General features: G+C 39.2%; 15 protein-coding genes and 2 pseudogenes. 13 read left to right on the top strand and 4 right to left on the bottom strand.

Going from position 1 to position 19,720, the window contains the following annotated elements; translation table 11 throughout:
• Window positions 1–81: 81 nt before the first annotated feature.
• Together A6E03_RS06165 and A6E03_RS06160 are read left to right on the top strand one after the other, a co-directional pair.
• Complete coding sequence (locus A6E03_RS06165) at window positions 82–2,991, top strand: HD domain-containing phosphohydrolase (RefSeq protein WP_255310597.1); 2,910 nt, start codon at window positions 82–84, stop codon at window positions 2,989–2,991.
• 303 nt (window positions 2,992–3,294) lie between these two features.
• Window positions 3,295–4,716 (top strand): amino acid permease, encoded by a 1,422-nt coding sequence (locus tag A6E03_RS06160; RefSeq protein WP_065593428.1) that lies wholly within the window; start codon window positions 3,295–3,297, stop codon window positions 4,714–4,716.
• Window positions 4,717–4,843: 127 nt separating this feature from the next.
• Here the strand turns inward: A6E03_RS06160 and A6E03_RS06155 are convergent, their stop codons facing one another.
• Window positions 4,844–6,076, bottom strand: a complete 1,233-nt coding sequence (locus A6E03_RS06155) for a CynX/NimT family MFS transporter (protein WP_065600410.1) — start codon at window positions 6,074–6,076, stop codon at window positions 4,844–4,846.
• A 94-nt stretch (window positions 6,077–6,170) separates the two neighbouring features.
• Here A6E03_RS06155 and A6E03_RS06150 point away from each other — a divergent pair, with 94 nt between their 5' ends.
• The 3 genes from A6E03_RS06150 to ygjK all read left to right on the top strand — a co-directional run bounded on the left by A6E03_RS06150 (window position 6,171) and on the right by ygjK (window position 10,695).
• Entirely contained in the window at window positions 6,171–6,941 is a 771-nt protein-coding gene (locus tag A6E03_RS06150; RefSeq protein WP_176703454.1) for a helix-turn-helix domain-containing protein, read from the top strand.
• Between the two features lie 234 nt (window positions 6,942–7,175).
• Window positions 7,176–8,171 (top strand): protein YgjJ, encoded by a 996-nt coding sequence (ygjJ, locus tag A6E03_RS06145; RefSeq protein WP_065600409.1) that lies wholly within the window; start codon window positions 7,176–7,178, stop codon window positions 8,169–8,171.
• Window positions 8,172–8,313: 142 nt separating this feature from the next.
• A complete protein-coding gene (gene ygjK / locus A6E03_RS06140) occupies window positions 8,314–10,695 on the top strand; it encodes an alpha-glucosidase (RefSeq protein ID WP_065600408.1) in 2,382 nt (793 codons plus the stop codon).
• 106 nt (window positions 10,696–10,801) lie between these two features.
• Here ygjK and A6E03_RS06135 read toward each other — a convergent pair whose 3' ends face one another.
• Both A6E03_RS06135 and A6E03_RS06130 read right to left on the bottom strand, forming a co-directional pair.
• A complete protein-coding gene (locus tag A6E03_RS06135) occupies window positions 10,802–11,197 on the bottom strand; it encodes a DoxX family protein (protein ID WP_065600407.1) in 396 nt (131 codons plus the stop codon).
• A 37-nt stretch (window positions 11,198–11,234) separates the two neighbouring features.
• On the bottom strand, window positions 11,235–11,657 hold the full coding sequence (locus A6E03_RS06130) for an organic hydroperoxide resistance protein (RefSeq protein ID WP_065600406.1): 423 nt from the start codon (window positions 11,655–11,657) through the stop codon (window positions 11,235–11,237).
• Window positions 11,658–11,806: 149 nt separating this feature from the next.
• Between A6E03_RS06130 and A6E03_RS06125 the strand changes: the two genes are divergently transcribed.
• The 3 genes and pseudogenes from A6E03_RS06125 to A6E03_RS20210 form a co-directional block, all read left to right on the top strand.
• Entirely contained in the window at window positions 11,807–12,274 is a 468-nt protein-coding gene (locus A6E03_RS06125; RefSeq protein ID WP_065600405.1) for a MarR family winged helix-turn-helix transcriptional regulator, read from the top strand.
• A 272-nt stretch (window positions 12,275–12,546) separates the two neighbouring features.
• A pseudogene (locus A6E03_RS19790) lies at window positions 12,547–13,989 on the top strand (S9 family peptidase); the annotation flags it as partial.
• Window positions 13,990–14,040: 51 nt separating this feature from the next.
• A pseudogene (locus tag A6E03_RS20210) lies at window positions 14,041–14,646 on the top strand (OmpA family protein); the annotation flags it as partial.
• A gap of 169 nt (window positions 14,647–14,815) precedes the next feature.
• Here the strand turns inward: A6E03_RS20210 and A6E03_RS19995 are convergent.
• Complete coding sequence (locus A6E03_RS19995) at window positions 14,816–14,986, bottom strand: hypothetical protein (protein WP_141676963.1); 171 nt, start codon at window positions 14,984–14,986, stop codon at window positions 14,816–14,818.
• 56 nt (window positions 14,987–15,042) lie between these two features.
• Between A6E03_RS19995 and A6E03_RS06115 the strand changes: the two genes are divergently transcribed.
• The 5 genes from A6E03_RS06115 (at window position 15,043) to A6E03_RS06095 (ending at window position 19,720) form a co-directional block, all read left to right on the top strand.
• On the top strand, window positions 15,043–15,741 hold the full coding sequence (locus A6E03_RS06115; RefSeq protein ID WP_065600403.1) for a metal-dependent hydrolase: 699 nt from the start codon (window positions 15,043–15,045) through the stop codon (window positions 15,739–15,741).
• A 230-nt stretch (window positions 15,742–15,971) separates the two neighbouring features.
• On the top strand, window positions 15,972–16,283 hold the full coding sequence (locus tag A6E03_RS06110; protein WP_255310596.1) for a hypothetical protein: 312 nt from the start codon (window positions 15,972–15,974) through the stop codon (window positions 16,281–16,283).
• Between the two features lie 53 nt (window positions 16,284–16,336).
• On the top strand, window positions 16,337–18,445 hold the full coding sequence (locus tag A6E03_RS06105; RefSeq protein ID WP_065600402.1) for a protein-disulfide reductase DsbD: 2,109 nt from the start codon (window positions 16,337–16,339) through the stop codon (window positions 18,443–18,445).
• Window positions 18,445–18,981 carry a protein disulfide oxidoreductase gene (locus A6E03_RS06100; protein ID WP_065593413.1) on the top strand — a complete coding sequence of 179 codons (537 nt, stop codon included), beginning with the start codon at window positions 18,445–18,447 and terminating at the stop codon, window positions 18,979–18,981. Before A6E03_RS06105 ends, A6E03_RS06100 begins: the two co-directional genes overlap by 1 nt.
• 10 nt (window positions 18,982–18,991) lie before the next feature.
• Window positions 18,992–19,720: a DsbA family protein gene (locus A6E03_RS06095; RefSeq protein WP_065600401.1), complete on the top strand. Its 729-nt coding sequence runs from the start codon at window positions 18,992–18,994 to the stop codon at window positions 19,718–19,720.

Here is a 19,720-nt window from a genome sequence, read left to right as displayed (position 1 = left end):
TACTTTATCCGTTATTCGCCATCGATTTTTTCCTATTTGTAAACTACGTTTATTCTAGATAATAAAAACAATTGGTGCGTTATGATATCTCGAATAAAAAAAATAAAAGATAAACTGCTATTGCCACTGCACATTCATATATCGACGTTGTTTATGGTAATGATCGTCGTCATCTGTTCGGTACAAATATACATCACCAACAAAGGCATCAATCAACTTTTACTTGAAGCTACCTCAACCATTTTTGACCGAATATCGACAGATACAAGATCTTCAATAAGAAGTGAATATAGACCCGCATTTAACGCAATAGCTAAGCTCTCCAAAAGAGATATAGTCCATACCGAAACATTAGAGCAGCGCAACGCTTACTTTACCGAATTAGCGATGCTCTTAGATTTACATAAACACGTCTCGACGTATCGTATTTCCTTTCCAAATGGCGATTGGTTTGGCGTTGGTATATTAGGTAATTCCTTATTTAGAAAAAAACTAAACACTCCAGAGAATACTTACTATTTCTTCATCAATCATAACTCTGCTATCGAAAATAAAACCACCGTTTTTTTCTACGATAATCAAGCACGTTTTATCCGTTCAGATGAACTTAATGAACATCAGTATGATCCAAGAAATGAAAATTGGTTTAAGAATTCAAACAAAGAAAAAATTGTTTTATCTAAACCTCGTTACTTTCCAGGATTACAACAATTTGGTTTAACCCTTCATAAGAAAGCAGAGAATAACGTTGTTGTAAGTGCTGATATTTTAATGGAAAAACTCAGTCACGTATTAAAAAGTACGACTATTTACCCTTCCTCTCTTAGAGTGCTTTACGATGAAAAAAGCATCGTTTACGCAAGTAATGCCCCTAGCCTCGCTTTAATTAAAAAAGAAGAAAGTAAAATTATTAATTTGAGTGATTTATTTAACCCTGAGGTATTAAATTCAATTAATCACATCAATTTAGACCAAGAAATTCAACCATATCAAAATAATGGCGAAAAATGGTATGGGAAAATATTTTCGGTTCAAATTAATACAGAGCGAACATTAAACTTATTGATTGCGGTAAAAGAATCAGAGTTATTATCTAGTGCCTATATTATTCGCCAACAAACCATCTTGTGGTCTTTCGTTATCCTTATTCTATCTATTCCTTGCGTCTACTTCCTATCACAAAGAATATCAAAGCCAATGCAACAAGCCACAGAGCAAGCACGATTAATATCTACATTTGATTTTTCATCTATCGATCAAACTCCTACTAAAATTCTTGAAATAGAAAATCTAACCCGATCGATTTCCAGCATGAAATCAGCAATAGAAAATTACTTCAATCTAACGAACTCAATATCAAAAGAAAATGATTTTGATGAATTAATAAAACTCATTGGCCGCAGTACTGCCGAAGCAACAAAAGCAAACGCTGCTTATCTTTACCTTGTTAATGATGCAGAAACGCACATAGAGCCTCAATTTGCATGGAGAGCCACCACACAAAACGAAGACATTAGTCAATTAGAAAGCTTTGCTCTAAATGATGAAAAAATAGCAAAAATAATTGAACACATGATGATCAAAAAGAAACCCTTTGAAAACCTTAATATTAATCTGCTCGACAAACAAGAACAGGGCAAATTGGGTTTAAACAGTGAACAAATATGGTCTATCACCTTTCCTTTATTTTCTAGAGAAAAACAAACCATAGGGGCAATGGTATTAGTGTTTGATGTGAAAGAGAGCGAGTACATTCGTCATACTCAATTTCACTACTTTGAATCCTTAGTGAATTATACCGCGATTGCTCTCGATGGAAGAAAAATGCAACAAAATCAAAAGAATTTACTCGACTCTTTTATTCAAATAATGGCAAGTGCGATAGATACAAAGTCTCCTTATACTGGAAACCATTGCCAGAAAGTGCCTTTATTAACCCAATGGCTTTCGCAAGTGGCGAGTGATTCTTCCACTCCACCCTTTAACGATTTTAAACTGAGTTCAACACAACAAGAAGAGTTAAGAATTGCTTCGTGGTTACATGATTGCGGTAAAATAACCACACCAGAATACATCGTTGATAAAGCAACAAAATTAGAAACTATTTACAATCGAATTCATGAAATAAGAACAAGATTTGAAGTATTAAAACGTGATGCTGAAATAAAACAATGGAAACAAGCGTTCAACAACACACTGCCTGATGAGTATAGAGAAGAACTGGAACAAGAATGGCAACGATTAGATGAAGAATTTGCTCTTATTGCGAGGGTAAATGTGGGTGATGAGTTCTTATCAGAGCAAGACGCTGAAAAAATTCAAGAAATTGGTCAACAAACCTGGGTACAGACACTAGATAATAGCCTTGGTCTGGCATGGGAAGAAAAAGCACGCCTGAATAACTCAAATAACATCCGAGTTCCCTTAACGGTTACTCTCTTACAAGACAATCAATCTCACTTAATTCCGAGAACAACCAATACAGATCAAGATCCACGCTTTACATTACAACCTCCAGAATACACAAATAATATTGGTGAAGCCTATAATCTATCGATTCAGCGCGGTACGTTAAATAATGAAGAGCGATTCACAATAAATGACCATATTATTCAGACCATTAAAATGCTGGAAGCTCTCCCATTTCCAAAAACGATGAAGGATGTTCCAAAAATAGCAGGTGGCCATCATGAAAAAGTCGATGGCACTGGTTACCCTATGGGACTAAAAGCAGAAGAAATGCCACTCACCGCACGAGCAATGGCTATTGCTGATATTTTTGAAGCCCTAACCAGTCACGATCGACCATATAAGAAAGCAAAAACATTAACGGAGTCTTTAAAAATCATGAGCTTCATGGTTAAAGATAAACACATAGATAAAGCCTTATTTAATTTATTTTTAACCTCTGGTCTTTATCTCAAATACGCAGAAATACACTTAAACCCAGAACAGTGTGATGACGTTGATATTAATAACTACCTAAGCTAGTCGTATTAGCGCTACTTTCTGGTTTATTGAGCACGACAACCCAAATAACCTTCCGTACTTCCTATGTCTCACTTCTTTGCACCTATAAATATGGGTGCAAAGTTATTTCTTTTATTTTTCTACTGATCACTATTCTCTGTGCTAGCGTAGATCCCCATCACAGTTTGCTGTTTTTTTATTCCCGGTTTAATGACAGAACTCACAGTAACTTTTAGTAAATTTAATTACCATAATTTTACTAAAAGTTACCTAAAACTATTAATTAGAATAATCTGCAAACATAACTATAGGGATACCATTACTATGTCTGATTCTTTACGAGGGACAATAGGAAAATTTGCTTTACTGTCTATGACCCTCGCCGCGGTCTTTAATGTCCGCAACATTGTGAATAATAATATCGAATTGGGGCTGAGTTCTGCGCCCATTTTTTTGCTTGCTACCCTTGTTTACTTCATTCCATTCGTATTTATCATCTCTGAATTTGTGTCTGCAAACAAAGATTCAGAATCAGGCATGTACGATTGGCTAAAAAAACCATTAGGTACTAAAGCCGCGTACTTGGGTTCTTTCCTTTATTGGTTTGTTAACCTATTTTGGTTTATCTCTCTATTGCCTAACGTTATCGCTTATGCGTCTTATGCAATGCTGGGTTATGAATACAGCTTCTCACCAATGGTGACCTCTATTATTTCGATTGTTTTGTTTGCAGGGGCAACTCACATATCGACAAAAGGCGCTTCTTGGTTAGGTAAAATTTCAGAGTTAGTGGCATACGGTGTGTTCGCATTGTTTGGTATTTACGTCATTGGCGCGCTAATGGCATTGGGTGGGGATCACGTTCCAGCAGAACCAATCACACTAGAAGCAATGACTCCAACCATTAACTGGGCAACACTCGGCATTATGTGTTGGATTTTCCAAGCAGCCGGTGGGGCAGAAACCGCCGCAGCCTACTTGAAAGATGTGAAAGGCGGTCAGAAGACTTTCATTAAAGTAATCATCGCAGCAGGTGTTCTTATAGGCGCTATGTACGCGGTAGGCTCTCTGCTAGTTAACGTGTTTGTGCCTCGTGAATCGTTGACTTACGCAGGTGGTATGGTTGAAATATTTACGGGTATGGCTCAGTACTTCAGTATCTCTGAATCATTAGTTGGTCGCTTTGTTGGTATCGTTCTGTTCATCGCTATGTTTGGCTCGATGATGATGTGGACTGCTGCTCCTGTTAAGATTCACTTCTCTGAAATTCCAAAAGGTGTTTACGGTGAGAAAACAACTGAACTAAATGAACACGGTGTTCCTGTTCGCGCCGCTTGGTGGCAATTTGCTTTCGTTGTTGTAATGTTAATCGTGAATGGCTTTGGTTCTGAATCAGTACAAGAAATGATGAACACCGCTATCAACCTAACTGCTGGTACCGCAATGCTACCGCCGATCTTTATTATGGTTGCTTACTTTGTTTTCCGTCTTAAGTATGACGATACGCCACGAGATTTCCGCATGGGTTCTCGTAAGTTTGGTATGAGTGTGGTGTCTGTTCTTATTGCTATCTTTGTCGTAAGTATGACTGCATCAGCCTTCCCAACCGGTGTTGATTTAGTTAAGGCCTTCTTTATTAACGTGTTTATGACCGCTGTATTCTCTGCCATTGCATGGTGGTGGATCTCTCGCTTTGAAAAGAAACAAGCTAAAAATGCTGAACTAAAAACAGCAACGGTAAAATAGGTAGGAATCAAATTAGCGTTTAGTTTTCGTATCTCCCTAAAATCAAAAGGCACTGATCTCCTCAGTGCCTTTTTTGTGTCTGTTCTTATTTAGCTAATGCCTAAATGCAATCAGTATGAAATGAATATTACACTCGTTTGGCATGGCCTTTTTTATCTATCGTATATGGCAGCCCTGCAAACATCGCAGTGATACCCCACGCAATACAAACACCAAGACACATCATCAATGGCGCATTCCAGCTTCCTGTCATCTCATGCAACAAACCAAAAAAGATAGGCCCTCCTGCCGCAAGAAGATAACCCATACATTGAGCCATCCCTGATAATGCGGCCGCTTGATGTGCATCGTGAGTTCGAATACCAACAAACGACAAACCTAAAATAAAACCACCACCACAACTAAAACCAAACATAATGATCCAAACAACCGCCAGCTCTGGCATCGTTAATAAACCACAGATACCAACAAACGCTAACGTTGACATCAACACACTTAATACTCGTTTGTCTTTTATTTTCGACATTAACGGAATAAGAATTAACGCCGGTACCGCTGTTGAAAGTTGTAAAATCCCATGTAAATACCCCGCTTGATGCTCTGAATACCCATTATCAACCAAGATAGTCGGTAACCAAGCAATGAAGATGTACATAATGAATGAGTTCAACCCTAAGAAAACCGTCACTTGCCATGCCGCCGCTGTTTTCCAGATATAGCTGTGACTGTCAATTTGTGCCGTATCTTTCGTTGGTGCCGTGCGATTACCTAACTGTAATGACCACACTGCAATAGCGATAATGGGAAAGATAATGACCGAACCCAGTGATACAGCCCAATTTGGTATGGCCGTGATACCCAAAGAATCTGCTAAATTTAGCATTGGTATAGCGGAACTTGAACTAATGGTCGACCCAACCCCCATCATTAATACATAGATAGCAGTAAACGTCGTCACTTGCTTTGGAAAATCTCGCTTTAGTAAACTTGGCAGTAATACATTACCAATCGCAATACCGACCCCAATAATACTGGTTCCTAAAAACAGCATCGGAACCGACCCAGCCGAACGAAGAAGAACACCGATGGTAATCGCGATCAAAGCCACCATTAATGACGATTCTAATCCTATTTTTCGAGCTAATCCTGATGAGAGAGGAGAAAAGAAAGCAAAAGCCAACAGAGGAACGGTGGTGATCATTCCGGCTTCTGTTGCCGTTAATCCCAAATCTTGTGAAATGAAATCTAAAATGGGGCCAATTCCCGTAATTGGACCTCGAAGATTGCTCGCAATAAGTAAAATACCAACAATCACAAGCCCAGGGTGCGCCAGTTTTTTAATTTTATTTTTATGTGACATACAAATCTCCTCAAATCTAGGCTCTATCATATACCTTACTTTCTCATCCGAATTTATGTATATTGACAATAAATAACGATAAACGGTCAAAGCCATGCCTAACAATTCAATATTTTATAATTTTGATTCTGATGCCTACTCACAAAAAGTCACCGCTCTTCGTATTAATCAAGAAGAAGAAACGGTCTTTCATCAGCATCAAAGAGGTCAATTGGTGATGCCGTTAAGCGGATTTGTCACTTGTACTATTGCCGACGCCATTTGGATGGTACCTGCAAATTGTGCCGTTTGGATACCAAGCCAAGTATTTCACAGCAATCGAATATCATCAGGTTCTGATGTGTGTATGCTTTTTATTGATCCCGACATAAAAGGCATTCCAGAGAAGAGCTGTACCTTGTCTATCTCCCCTTTATTGCGCGAATCGATCATTGCGTTATCATCAACCGATCAACATTATGAAGCCGAAGGGCGAACCGCAAGATTAGTAGAGGTACTGCTCGATGAATTAACCGCCATGCCAGCAGAGCACTTTGATTTCCCTATCCCCTCAGAGCCTCGCTTACATAAAATAGCCAAAGAAATGTACGGTGATCCAAGCAATCGCCTCACTGTTGGTGAATGGGCAAAACGCTTTGCCATGAGTGAAAGAACGCTATCAAGATTAGTAAAACAAGAGTTAGGAATGACCTTTGGCCATTGGCGCAGTCAATTACACATTGTAGTGGCGTTGCAAAAACTCTCTTCTGGAGACGCGGTTCAACGCATTGCTGAAGATCTAGGCTATGAATCGGTCAGCGCTTTCATCTCTTTCTTCAAAAAAACATTAGGCCGCTCACCAAAACAATACATGAAGATTAAGTAAATACTCCCTAATTAGGTCTAAGTAAATTAGATCTTTTTAGAAGTAAAACTTTAAGTAAATATAGATAAAAATAATCTCACTTCTCTCACATTTATGCCGTTTTATTCTTCTTTTTCTTATCTCTCCTCGCTATTCTTTCTTTATTGATAATTAACTCCGTATTCATTTATTACCGAGTAACCCAATCAATTTCTAATAAGAAAAATTTACCCACAACAGTGAGAACCTCTAAACATGAAACCTACTTTTGCAAAGCTGTCTTTACTTTCCACTCTACTTTTAACAGCGAATGTCCATGCCATTGAAACCGACTTTTACGGTGAAATGGGCATTGGTGGTCGCACATTCTTTGATGGTGACGATAAAGGTCGCTACAGTGATGGCACCTATATTGAAGGCGGACTCGCCATTGAAGAAGGCAACTGGTTCGGTCTCATTTACGGTGAGGGTTGGACAGTACAAGCGGATGATGATGGCAATGCATGGGCAACCGGCCATGGTTGGGGTGGATTTGAAGGAGGGATCAACCGCTTTTATGCTGGTTATAGAACTGACGCAGGAACAGAGTTTATTGCTGGTCGCATAGACTCATCTTTGGATGATATTCAATGGTGGGGAGATGCAACACCAGAAAATGGTTATACCCTACCAAATACCCGAGATGTAAATGTAGGAATTAAAATCCGTAATGAGGAAGGAGCCCTTCGTTACAGTGTTTCTGCAGCACCAGAGTCTAATTTTTCTGAAGATGATGCTCTTGTTCACTTCGGTAAATATGATGAATACGCCAATAAATACAGCTATACCGCCTTTGTAAATGGTTATGTTCAGTATGATATTGCCGAAAACTTAACGTTACTTGGTGGTGCTGAATTTACCGATGGCGATGGTGAGATGTACTTAATCGGAGCGGAATATAAAACCTTAGCCGCTCGAGTTTGGCATCATACCGATCAAGGTAATGACATTAGTGAAGGTACAGAAACAGGCATCATGACCAGTGCTTATTATGAAGTGGCTAAGGGAGTTTACCTTTCTGCGGCTTATAACTATGCCAATACTAAACTTGATACAGCCGAAGATGAAACGACCTCTTACCTCAATGGTGGTGTTTGGTATGAATACGCCGATGGTAAATTTGCTACCGCGATTGATACTAAGTTTTTCATGAACAATGACACGACAGATTCAGCCAACGAAATATTTATCATGCAGTACTATTACTGGTAACGACATCACACTCTTCCTGAACTCAGCTTCATTAAATGAGACTGAGTTCACGGACAATTGTTCTCTTTATCAATAATATCTACCAAGTTAACTTTACTAAACTTTACTAAATGCTTGCTAAATCAATTATAAGAATTTAATTATGAATTTAAAAATTTCTGCACTTGCTGTTGCTACTGCCCTTTTTGCTGTGGGCTGCGCACAAACATCACCTACAGACCTTAACTCTACTGAGCTTAAAGCGGCACAATTTAAAGACGTGATTGATCGCACGGGTTCCCCTGAATATATGCGTGATTACGATTTTGATGATCATCAACGTTTTAACCCATTCTTTGACATGGGCTCTTGGCACGGTCATCTACTACCAGACAACGATGATGGTATGGGTGGTTTCCCAGGAACAGCTCTACTTACCGAAGAATACATTAATTTCATGGCAAACAATTTCGATCGCCTAAGTGTATTTAAAGGTGGCAAGAAAGTGGAATTTACTATGGAAGCGTACAGCCTTCCTGGCGCATTAGTGCAAGTATTAAGTTCTGATGACGTAAAAGTCGAAATGACACTGCGCTTTGCCACAAACCGTACTTCGTTAGTGGAAACTAAAATCACAACCAACTCGCCTGTTGAGCTGGTTTGGGATGGTGAGCTAATCGAAGGAAATCACGCAAAAGAAGAGAAATCTCAATCAGATAAAACGATTGCAGAGGCCTACCCTGATTACAACCGTACTATCGTACCAACTGACGATGGACTAACGGTTACTTTTGGTGAAGTGCGTGCAACATGGTCGTTATTAACGTCTGGAGCCTCTGAATATCAGGTTCATAAATCAATTCCAACAGCGACTACTGTTGATGGCTTAACATTTACTTCTACCGCTAATATTGAGCAATCCACTACTATTTACACCACTTATTCTCATGTATTAACCGCTGAAGAAAATCAAGCAGAACAAGCTAAAATCACCGACATTCTAGCAAATCCGAATCAATATTTAGTTGCGACTGAAAAACGTTGGGAAGAATACCTTGATAAAGGCTTAACCAACCCAAATGCAACCCCTGAACAAGAGCGCGTTGCAGTAAAAGCAATGGAAACGCTTAATGGTAACTGGCGTGGTGCGGCTGGTGCAATGGAGTTTGATTCAGTAACACCATCTGTAACCGCTCGTTGGTTCTCAGGTAACCAAACATGGCCGTGGGATACATGGAAACAAGCCTACGCAATGGCACACTTCAACCCTGAAGTAGCAAAAGATAATATTCGCGCTATGTTTGCTTATCAAATTCAAGCAGATGATAAAGTTCGCCCTTGGGATGCTGGTTTTATTCCTGATTTATTAGCTTACAACACAAGCCCAGAGCGTGGCGGTGACGGTGGCAACTGGAATGAGCGAAATACCAAGCCAAGTCTTGCTGCATGGGCAGTAATGGAAGTGTACAAAACCACTGAAGATAAAGCGTGGTTAGAAGAAATGTACCCTAAATTGGTAGCTTATCATGATTGGTGGTTACGTAATCGTGATAACAATGGCAACGGCGTTCCTGAGTATGGTGCTTCACGCGATAAAGCACACAATACAGACAATGGCGATATGCTATTTACGGTTGAACGTGGAGATAAGAAAGAAGAGTTTGCAGGCTTAGATAAGTATCAAGAGATCATAAAATCTGGGGACTATGACCACATTGAGATCCCGGCACAAACAGCAGCCTCTTGGGAGTCGGGTCGTGATGATGCGGCAGCCTTTGGTTTTATCGATAAAGATCAACTAGACGCTTATGTTGCTAATGGTGGTAAACGCTCGGATTGGGAAGTGAAATTCGCACAAAATCGAGATAAAGATGGCACGCTACTGGGGTATTCTCTACTACAAGAATCCGTTGACCAAGCAAGCTACATGTTCAGTGACAACCAATATCTAGCTCAAATGGCTGATATCCTAGGTAAAGATACTGATGCAAAAGAGTTCCGTGAAAAAGCCGATAAGTTAGCAAGTTACATCAACACTTGTATGTTTGATGAAGGTACTGGCTTCTTCTACGATATCCGTATTGAAGACAAACCATTAGCAAACGGCTGTGCGGGTAAGCCAATTGTTGAGCGTGGAAAAGGCCCTGAAGGTTGGTCACCACTCTTCAATAAAGCAGCAACCCAAGCAAATGCTGACGCTGTTGTTAAAGTAATGAAGGATACCTCTGAATTCAATACTTATATCCCACTAGGTACGGCAGCACTATCTAGCCCTGCATTTGGTCCTGATATCTATTGGCGCGGTCGTGTTTGGGTTGACCAATTTTACTTTGGCCTAAAAGGCATGGAAAGCTACGGCTATCGTGACGATGCGGTTGAAATGGCAGGAGCATTCTTTGATCACGCAGATGGCCTAGTTGATGACGGCCCTATCCGTGAAAACTACAATCCACTAACTGGCGAGCAGCAAGGTGCACCAAACTTCTCTTGGAGTTCAGCTCACCTTTACATGCTGTATAACGATTTCTTCACCGCAGAAAAATAATAAACGCTTTACTTAGCACATCTTAAATAACAGACAACAAAAAGGGATATGATTAACGTCATATCCCTTTTTTACTATTTTAATTTGAGATTGTTTTATATCGTTATTACGATTTGGCTTTTTCTTTACAGCACTCAGGCATTGCGTGGCCTGAAAGTACCAATAACCCAGCAAAAATACCTAAGTTCTTAATGAAATTCTGCATCTCATGCGCGCCTTCCAATCCTGAATAATTCCAGAAATCATGCAACGACACATTAATAACCAACACTAATCCTGCCAATAATAAGGCGACTATCCACGTAAAACGATTTGCTATTAGTAAAACGGCAGCACCTATTTGGAAGATACCCGCAAGTCCTAATAGGACAGGCACAAATGGCATATTATGCTTTTCCATTAATTGGATGTGCATATCCCATGACACAAATTTCATGATCCCAGGTACTAAAAAGTACAACGCAAGTAAGACTCGCCCAACCGTTAAAAACAGCGTATTCATGTTATTTATCCTTTATAACGTCAGCTCATTGAATCAATTATAGTACAACGCCATTTACTGACAGTTTCACATCAATATTGCCTTTAACTGCATTCGAGTATGGGCAGACTTGGTGTGCTGTCTTTACTAATTGCAGCGCTTGTTCATCGTCTAGATCTAACGTAACAGCCAGTGCAACCGTGAGTGCAAAACCACCCGTTTCATTTGGACCAATGCCCACTTCAGCCGTTACAGGTGCTTGCGTTAATTTAATTTTCATTTCACGTGCTACGTGAATAATCGCATTTGAGAAACACGCAGAATACCCTGCCGCAAACAATTGCTCAGGGTTCGTTGCTTCCCCTGTTCCGCCCATTTCTTTTGGATAGCTTAAAGCAAGATCAAGCATGTTGTCGTCTGTCGTTACTTGGCCGTTACGTCCTGCAGATGCTGTTGCTTTCGTTGTGTATAACGTCGTCATAATGATGTCCTTTAAATTAAATACGATAATTAATTACTTTAATTGCTAACAATTAGATTGCGCACAATTGAATTTCAATAAGTATAAGTCGATCCGAAGACAAAATACAAGTATATTGTGCGCAATCCATTTTTAATAAGGGTGTTAAAATGACGAATTCAACTGAGAAACACGGTAAAAATGAAGTGGAAGCACCTCAATTGTTACTTAAAAATCAAGTCTGTTTTTCTCTTTATAGTGCATCAAATGCCATGATAAGAGCGTATCGCCCACTACTAAACGAACTGGATCTTACTTATTCTCAGTACTTAGCAATGATGGTTATTTGGGAAAGAAATGGCATCAATGTAAAAGAATTAGGTCAAGAGCTACACCTAGATTCAGGAACCTTAACGCCGTTATTAAAACGCCTAGAAGTAAAAGAGATCATTACTCGTCAACGCAGCACTCAAGATGAGCGTATTCGACAAGTTTTTCTCACCACAAAAGGCATCGAATTAAAGAAGCAAGCACTCTCTGTCCCTAATGCTATATTTTGTAAAAGCCAGCTAGAAATAGAAGAGTTACAACAATTGAAAAAAACCTGTGAAAAATTATTAGCCAACTTACAAAACTAGTCCTCGTAAGCACACTGTCTAATTATTATTGGTAGTGTGCCTTTTTCTTTTCCATTCTTTCTCTTCGCTTCGCCTCTACATTCAAACCCTACGTAGAACAAAATACTCAAAAATCCACCATACAAACGTAAAACAATGTCAAGTAGCCTCTCAAATGCGTGATTCACATCACAATAACAACAAATTTAAATGAAAATGATAATTGATCTCATTCGTATTTATATGCACCATTCTCTCGGTGTATACAATCAACTCATGGATTCGTTATTTTTATGAAATTTATTAATGTTTATTATTGGCTATTCATCTTCACATTATCAGTATCTGCTACTGATAATTTAGAGTGGTTAAGAGACGATTCTCGCACTAATGAACATGCTATTCATCACCTAAAAAATGAAAATAAACATGTTGATAAATTCAAAACTGGTCTTAAATCTAGCATCACAAAATTATTACAAGAATGGCAAGATAACCAACCAACGGTTTCTCAAAAACCATGGAAAATAATAGGAAAATACGAATACGCCATCACTCAGCATGATGGACAGCGCCAATTACTTTCTCGTGAATTAACAACCAAAAAAATAACGCCTTTATTTAATATTTCAGAACGTTCAAATACATTTGATTATTACCAATTAGGCCACTGGGAATTAAGTAATGATCACAAAACACTGGCCATTGCGGAAGACATTACGGGCTCAGAACAATACCAAATTAGTGTGGTGGATTTATCGACTAATGCGGTTACAACACTAACCAAAGGTGTGGAGCCAAATATATTATGGTCTCACGATGATCGTTCTTTATTTTTAATCCAACAAGAAATACGCACATCAAGACCCTTTCAATTGATTAAATTCACTTTGGGTAATACTGATACTGACTCTATTCTTGAAGAGAAAGACTCAACTTGGTTACTGTCTTTTTATCAAAGCAGCGACCGTGATCACGCCATCGTTCAAACCAATAACGACAACAGCAGTGAACAACGCTTATTAGATTTAAGGACTGGTGACTTATCTCCACCAATTAAAGCTCGTACACAAGATGTTGAATATTACCTAGACATCGTCCCTCTTGCTGATAAAAAACTGAGTTACGCCATTATTAACAGCAACATTAAAGAAAATCGCTTTGCGCTGTATTCGATCTCTTTAGCGCAACTTTTTAATAATCAACAATGGCGTTCATTCTATTCTCCAGCCAAAGGCTTGCATCTAAATAACTTTTACCTCTTTTCATCAGGAACTGTCGCTTCAATTGGTGAAGGTCAACATACACAATTAATCTATTTAAATCATCAAGGAACTATTCGCCATAAAGAAAGCCTTGCCGTTTCTGGCCAAGCGGCATGGGTAAGTCGTGTGGGTGACTTTAAAAGTAATACTCTCTATATCCGCAGTATGTCGATGGTTCAACCGCCAAAATGGGAAAAGGTAAATAGCTCAACATTAGAACGAACGCTTTATTCACAAGACAACTACCCTACGGTGACACCATCAAATTACATCACTGAACAAGTGATCATTTCTGAAAACGGAGTAGATCTGCCGGTTACGTTAGCTTATAGAAAAGACACGTTAACCCATAAAAGCCCTGTTTTTCTTTATGGTTACGGTGCGTATGGCGTAACAATGAAACCTTACTTTATGCCACAAATCATCAGCTTATTGGATCGCGGGGTTATTTACGCCATTGCTCATGTCAGAGGCGGTGGCTATAACGGCGATGCTTGGTATAACGCAGGTCGAGGGCTTAACCGACAACATGCCACCACCGGTGAAACAGAAACAAACTCAGCAAGAAAAGGCGCGCTTGCTGGGATTCTTGCAGGTGTTGCCGTTGGACTTGCGACTGGCGATAATGCCAAAGAACGTCGTAAGAATGCATTAATCGGGGCAGCGGCAGGTGGCGCAGTTGGTGGTGGTGTTGGCTACTATTTTGATAGCCAAGAACAAGCTCTACGTGACGAATTAAAAAGCTCTGGCGTACAAGTCGAACGAGTTGGTGATAACGAATTAAAACTTATCATGGACAATGGTGTTGGCTTCCAATCTAGCTCTTACCAATTAGACGCTAGCATTTACAACACATTAAATGGTGTTGCTCGTATTCTTGTTGAATACCCAGACACCGCTCTTCAAATTGATGGCCACACTGACAGTTCTGGTAACGATATTAAAAACCAAACTCTTTCAGAAGAGCGTGCTGAATCAGTTCGTACTTACCTAATTAAGCAAAAAGTAGCCGCTGGTCGTGTTCACGCTCGAGGTTACGGTGAACGTTACCCAGTATGTGATAACTCAACATCACAAGGCCGCGCCTGTAACCGTCGTGTTGAAATTACGATCCTTCCGCTCAAATAAACATCAAAATGGGTAGAAAACAGAAATAACTGTATATAAATACAGTTATTTGATTGGTTTTAACTATTTGATGCTATAGAATTAAAAATCCCCCAAGATGCTAATCATCAAGGGGGATTTTTATTTTAAGGAAAACCACTTAATTGCTAAGTAGTTTGGTTCTATTTAATTATTGAACCGCGTCTTCTATTTTATCTACGACAAGATCTTTTCCATCAACGATAGTTTCTTGTACTTTCTCAAAGGCATCTGAATCCATAATGTTCTGAACTTCATCGCCGTAATTCATTCCAATATAAATTCCAAGTGCGATAAACAGTAATGCAAATACTTTAAACATGATTATTTTCTCTATTAATTCAGGCTTTATTTTACAAAAGAAATCGTTAAAAACCTATGGCAAATTTTAGTACTCATTTTAACAGCGCCACTTTCGTTTCAGGCATTGCTTCTGCTGCCTTATTATCAGCAAACCACATAGAACTCAATACGGCCTTATGGCTTTGGTTTTTAGGGACTATTGGTGGGTTATTGCCTGATATCGACTCTGATAATTCAACATCTCTAGATATTATCTTTAATCTTTTCACGATCTGTATCGTGTTACTTAGCATTCGATATTTTACTAGTGACGCTATTAATGAAAGACAATTTTTACTTCTTATTGGCCTACCTGTAGTCATTCATCTTTTTATAAAATATGGCGTTCGTAATGTATTTGAATGGCAAACCATTCATCGAGGTATATGCCACTCTATTCTCTTCTTATTATTTTGTGGTTTATTAACAACCAATATCACAACCTTCATCATTAACGAACAATTTAAAAATGCGGATTTATTTTCATGGCTGTCAGGGGGGTTTGTTTTTTGTGGGGGGATAATCCATTTGTTGTTGGATGAGTTATACAGTGTCGATTTAGCTAATGTACGAATTAAACGATCGTTTGGTTCGGCATTTAAACTCACCGACTTTTCAAATATCTCATTAACGACTGTTTTCCTTGTTGTCGTTGCTATCTTGGCATTTTTCGCCCCTCCGATAGAATCAACGATTATCACGTTAAGTAACTGGCAAGCATTTAAAATTTGGTAAAAAATGAAAAAGATTGAACCATTCAGAAGTTCACGCTGTCTGCTCTTCTGAATGTAACTACTCATTTTTTTAATCATAACAAAAACAACATTGATATTTCTATTTATCTCCATAGAATAGCATTGTTGTTATCACCCTAAGGTTGAGCTGATTTTTTGAAATTCTCATTACTCCAATACAAGCGTCAACACCTCGCTTCATGGTCACTAATATTAGTGAGTATTGTGCTAATGGTTTGCTTTTCTCAAAATTTAGGTCTCTCTTCATTTTGCTCACTAACGCCTCATCCAGACGCGACTGAGCAATTGCAGCAACAATCAACCACTCAAACTCCTGATGATGGTGTTTCTCAATGCCATAACAGTGAACATTTATTTAATGCTCATACTGTTCATTTAGATTTTGCTATCCCCATGTTTATCGTCGCTCTGCTCATTATTGCGTCTATGCTTAAACACGCTGGGGCTACCTATGCATTTACAGAGCCCACCACCTCTTATGGTGTGCGGCGGCATTTGGCCTTCTGTACCTTTCAAGAATAAACATACCGTAAGTACTTATATCTTTTTTATATAATTATTTTCGGAGTAACACTGTGTTTAAAATTCAACCAGTTAAAATAGTGAGCCTATTACGCTTAGCTATTCTTTTAACGTCAACACTCTTGTTGTCGGCATTTTCGGTATCTGCACAACCCATTACAACAGGTTGGTTAACTCACCCTGATTATCCACCGGCACAAGTTCGCTTTATGCTGACAGGTGAAGTCGATGAAGAGAACAATCAAGCACGAGGTTTACTCGAGGTAAAACTTGATGGCGAATGGAAAACCTATTGGCGCTCACCTGGTGAGGCAGGCGTTTCACCGGTACTCGATTGGAGTAAATCAACCAACCTTTCTAATTTAGATTGGCATTGGCCTACCCCTGCTTATTATGAGCAATCAGGCTTAATGACACTTGGCTACAAGCATGATGTTGTTTTCCCTATGGAGTTAACCGTTGATGATATTACCAAACCCGTTAGTTTCTTAGGTAAGTTGACCCTGCCAACCTGTACCAATATTTGTGTCCTAACAGAATATGATTTGGAATTACCTCCTATCAATCTCACCGATATTGAAACGGACGCAGACGCTCAACATTTATACCAACAAGGGTTTTCAAACGTACCAACAGCAAGTGATTCTATTACCATAGTAGCTGCCTCATTTAATAAGGTGTCGCAACAATTACACATTAAATTACGTCAAGATGCAGGTTGGGATAAACCACAGATCCTCATTGATGGCAGCGAAATTACCGATGACTATTTTTCCCAACCATCAATAGACATTAATGGTAACGACGTCACCGCGACTTATAAGGTGACGAACTGGTTAGGCGAAACAGACTTAGTCGGCAAACCTATTTCGATTACCGTGTCTGATGCCCTTTTCTCTCATGAGCTAAAGGCTGTTATCAATGACAAGCCTTTTGCACAAATGGCATCAACAAGCTTATTAACAATGATAGGCTTTGCGTTGCTTGGTGGTTTAATTCTTAATATTATGCCGTGTGTATTGCCCGTATTAGGCATGAAACTGAACAGCATGGTGGCGTCTTCTCAAGCGAGTAAACGCTCAATTCGCTTGCAGTTTTTTGCCTCTGCCGCCGGAATATTAACCTCATTTTGGTTATTAGCAGCAGGGTTACTTATCTTAAAATTCACAGGCAGTGCTATTGGTTGGGGAATTCAGTTCCAAAACCCTATTTTCATTGGTTTTATGGTCACAATAACCGCCTTATTCACAGCTAATCTATTTGGTGTATTTGAAATTCAATTACCAAGTCGATTCTCTACCTCTCTTGCAAACAAAGGGAATGATTCAACGGTTGGGCATTTTGTACAAGGGATGTTTGCAACCTTACTCGCAACCCCATGCAGTGCGCCATTTCTGGGTACCGCGGTTGCCTTTGCATTAGGTGCAAGTACCCTTGAAATGTTGATGATATTCACTTTCTTAGGGTTAGGTATGGCACTACCTTGGTTGGTTTTTGCTTTATTCCCTCGCCTTGTTTCGTTTATGCCAAAACCGGGCATGTGGATGAATAAAGTCAAACTCATTTTTGGCCTCATGATGTTAATCACCACATTGTGGTTACTGAGTTTACTTACACCATTTATTGGTGGGCTATCAGCTGCCATTATTGGGTTATTACTCAGCACATACTTACTGTATCAAATAGGTAAAACCCAAGGTAAAAACACTGTTATTGCGATTATTGCTGTCATTGTATTTGCAAGTAGTGCTGCGCTAATTATTGGCAGCATGACAACAAAACACTGGGCTAGCCCTATTGAAGATAACCTTGCTTGGCAGCCACTTAATGAGCACGCCATTGATGAATACGTTAAACAAGGAAAAACGGTTTTTGTCGATGTAACGGCTGATTGGTGTATTACTTGTAAGGCCAATAAGATTGGTGTGATTTTGCAAGATCCTGTGTATTCAGCATTACAGCAAGATAACGTCATTACCATGAAAGGCGATTGGACGCACCCAAGCGATAAAATCACCAATTACTTAAAAAGCCATCAACGATTTGGGGTGCCACTCAATGTCGTTTATGGCCCCAATGCGCCTCAGGGATTACCATTGTCAGTGCTATTAACCAGTGATGATGTTATTCAAGCCATGGAATATGCAGGGAGAACAGACTAATGGCAAAGAAAGACATAACGCCAAAAAAGACACAAACGATGAAAGAAAAGATCACCCGTTGGGTAAAAGAGATCGTCAAATTCACGCTTATCATTACCTTGTTTTCTATTGCCGTTGATTTTTGGCGTAGCCAAGACATGCCATCAGAAACTATTCCTTCCCTGTCAATCAACACAATCGAGGGCGAATGGGTAGACATTAAGAAGATGAGTCAAGATGAACCCGTCTTACTTTATTTTTGGGGTACATGGTGCCCAGTGTGCAATGTTGTTAGCCCAAGCGTGAGTTGGTTATCAAGTGAGCATCACGTTGTTTCTGTCGCTATAACCTCCGGTGATAATACTCGGTTAACGACATTCATGAATTACAAAGGCTATGAGTTTCCCGTGATTAATGATTCAACGGGCAGTATTAGTAAAGAATGGGGAGTTACGGCTACCCCATCGATCGTCATCGTAAAAAACGGTGAAATATCTTCAATTACAACTGGCGTTACAACCCCAATGGGCTTGTGGCTACGTTTATTATTCGCTTAGGAGTCACTCCATGAAATCATTACTATTATCCGTATCAATCGCAGCAAGTCTTGTATTCTCACCATTGGTCTCAGCAGAAAGCCTTACGCCAAACCAAGAAAAGCAATTAACTGAAATATCCGATCTATTACGTCAAAATCCAAACATTATTGAAGGGTTACATTCAAATTTAACTCAATATATTGATGGACAACAAACTCTGGAAAATACTTTAAAACAGAATCATGATTACTTATACAACAACCCTGAACAACCTTATTTTGGTGCTGAAAATCCAAAGCTAACGATCATCAACTTCACCGATTATAACTGCCCTTATTGTAAGCGTTTAGAATCAGGATTAATTGAAGTGATTAAAAAACATCCAGAAATCCGCGTTGTAAATGTTCTGCTCCCATTTCAACAGCGCATGATCCCAGGACTAAAAACCAATACAGCATGGTACGCATTAAATGTGTGGGAAAATGACCGTTCTAAATTTGCCGAGGTACATCGTCTAATGATGGCAAAACCATCACGACATGACAGCACATCAATCATGAAAATTGCCGATCTTACTGATACTCAGAAAGATTTAACGCCCAATCAAAAGAAAAAAGAACTTGTTGAAAAAAATGAAGACATATTCTCTCAACTTGGTTTAAGAGGCACTCCAAGTTTGATCATTGGCGATGAAATTATCCCAGGATTTATTCCTCAAGACCAATTAGAAGCAACGATAAAAGCTCAGTTAAAATAA

The organism is Aliivibrio sp. 1S128 (assembly GCF_001691065.1).
Classification (GTDB): Bacteria; Pseudomonadota; Gammaproteobacteria; order Enterobacterales; family Vibrionaceae; genus Aliivibrio.
Note: the sequence above shows the minus strand (reverse complement) of the source record. Positions and strands in the feature narration are given on the sequence as shown.

Coding starts and splice junctions, on each gene's coding strand:
- A6E03_RS06165 (WP_255310597.1), top strand. CDS start 82: ATGATATCTCGAATAAAAAAAATAAAAGATAAACTGCTATTGCCACTG.
- A6E03_RS06160 (WP_065593428.1), top strand. CDS start 3,295: ATGTCTGATTCTTTACGAGGGACAATAGGAAAATTTGCTTTACTGTCT.
- A6E03_RS06155 (WP_065600410.1), bottom strand. CDS start 6,076: ATGTCACATAAAAATAAAATTAAAAAACTGGCGCACCCTGGGCTTGTG.
- A6E03_RS06150 (WP_176703454.1), top strand. CDS start 6,171: ATGCCTAACAATTCAATATTTTATAATTTTGATTCTGATGCCTACTCA.
- ygjJ (WP_065600409.1), top strand. CDS start 7,176: ATGAAACCTACTTTTGCAAAGCTGTCTTTACTTTCCACTCTACTTTTA.
- ygjK (WP_065600408.1), top strand. CDS start 8,314: ATGAATTTAAAAATTTCTGCACTTGCTGTTGCTACTGCCCTTTTTGCT.
- A6E03_RS06135 (WP_065600407.1), bottom strand. CDS start 11,197: ATGAATACGCTGTTTTTAACGGTTGGGCGAGTCTTACTTGCGTTGTAC.
- A6E03_RS06130 (WP_065600406.1), bottom strand. CDS start 11,657: ATGACGACGTTATACACAACGAAAGCAACAGCATCTGCAGGACGTAAC.
- A6E03_RS06125 (WP_065600405.1), top strand. CDS start 11,807: ATGACGAATTCAACTGAGAAACACGGTAAAAATGAAGTGGAAGCACCT.
- A6E03_RS19995 (WP_141676963.1), bottom strand. CDS start 14,986: ATGTTTAAAGTATTTGCATTACTGTTTATCGCACTTGGAATTTATATT.
- A6E03_RS06115 (WP_065600403.1), top strand. CDS start 15,043: ATGGCAAATTTTAGTACTCATTTTAACAGCGCCACTTTCGTTTCAGGC.
- A6E03_RS06110 (WP_255310596.1), top strand. CDS start 15,972: ATGGTTTGCTTTTCTCAAAATTTAGGTCTCTCTTCATTTTGCTCACTA.
- A6E03_RS06100 (WP_065593413.1), top strand. CDS start 18,445: ATGGCAAAGAAAGACATAACGCCAAAAAAGACACAAACGATGAAAGAA.
- A6E03_RS06095 (WP_065600401.1), top strand. CDS start 18,992: ATGAAATCATTACTATTATCCGTATCAATCGCAGCAAGTCTTGTATTC.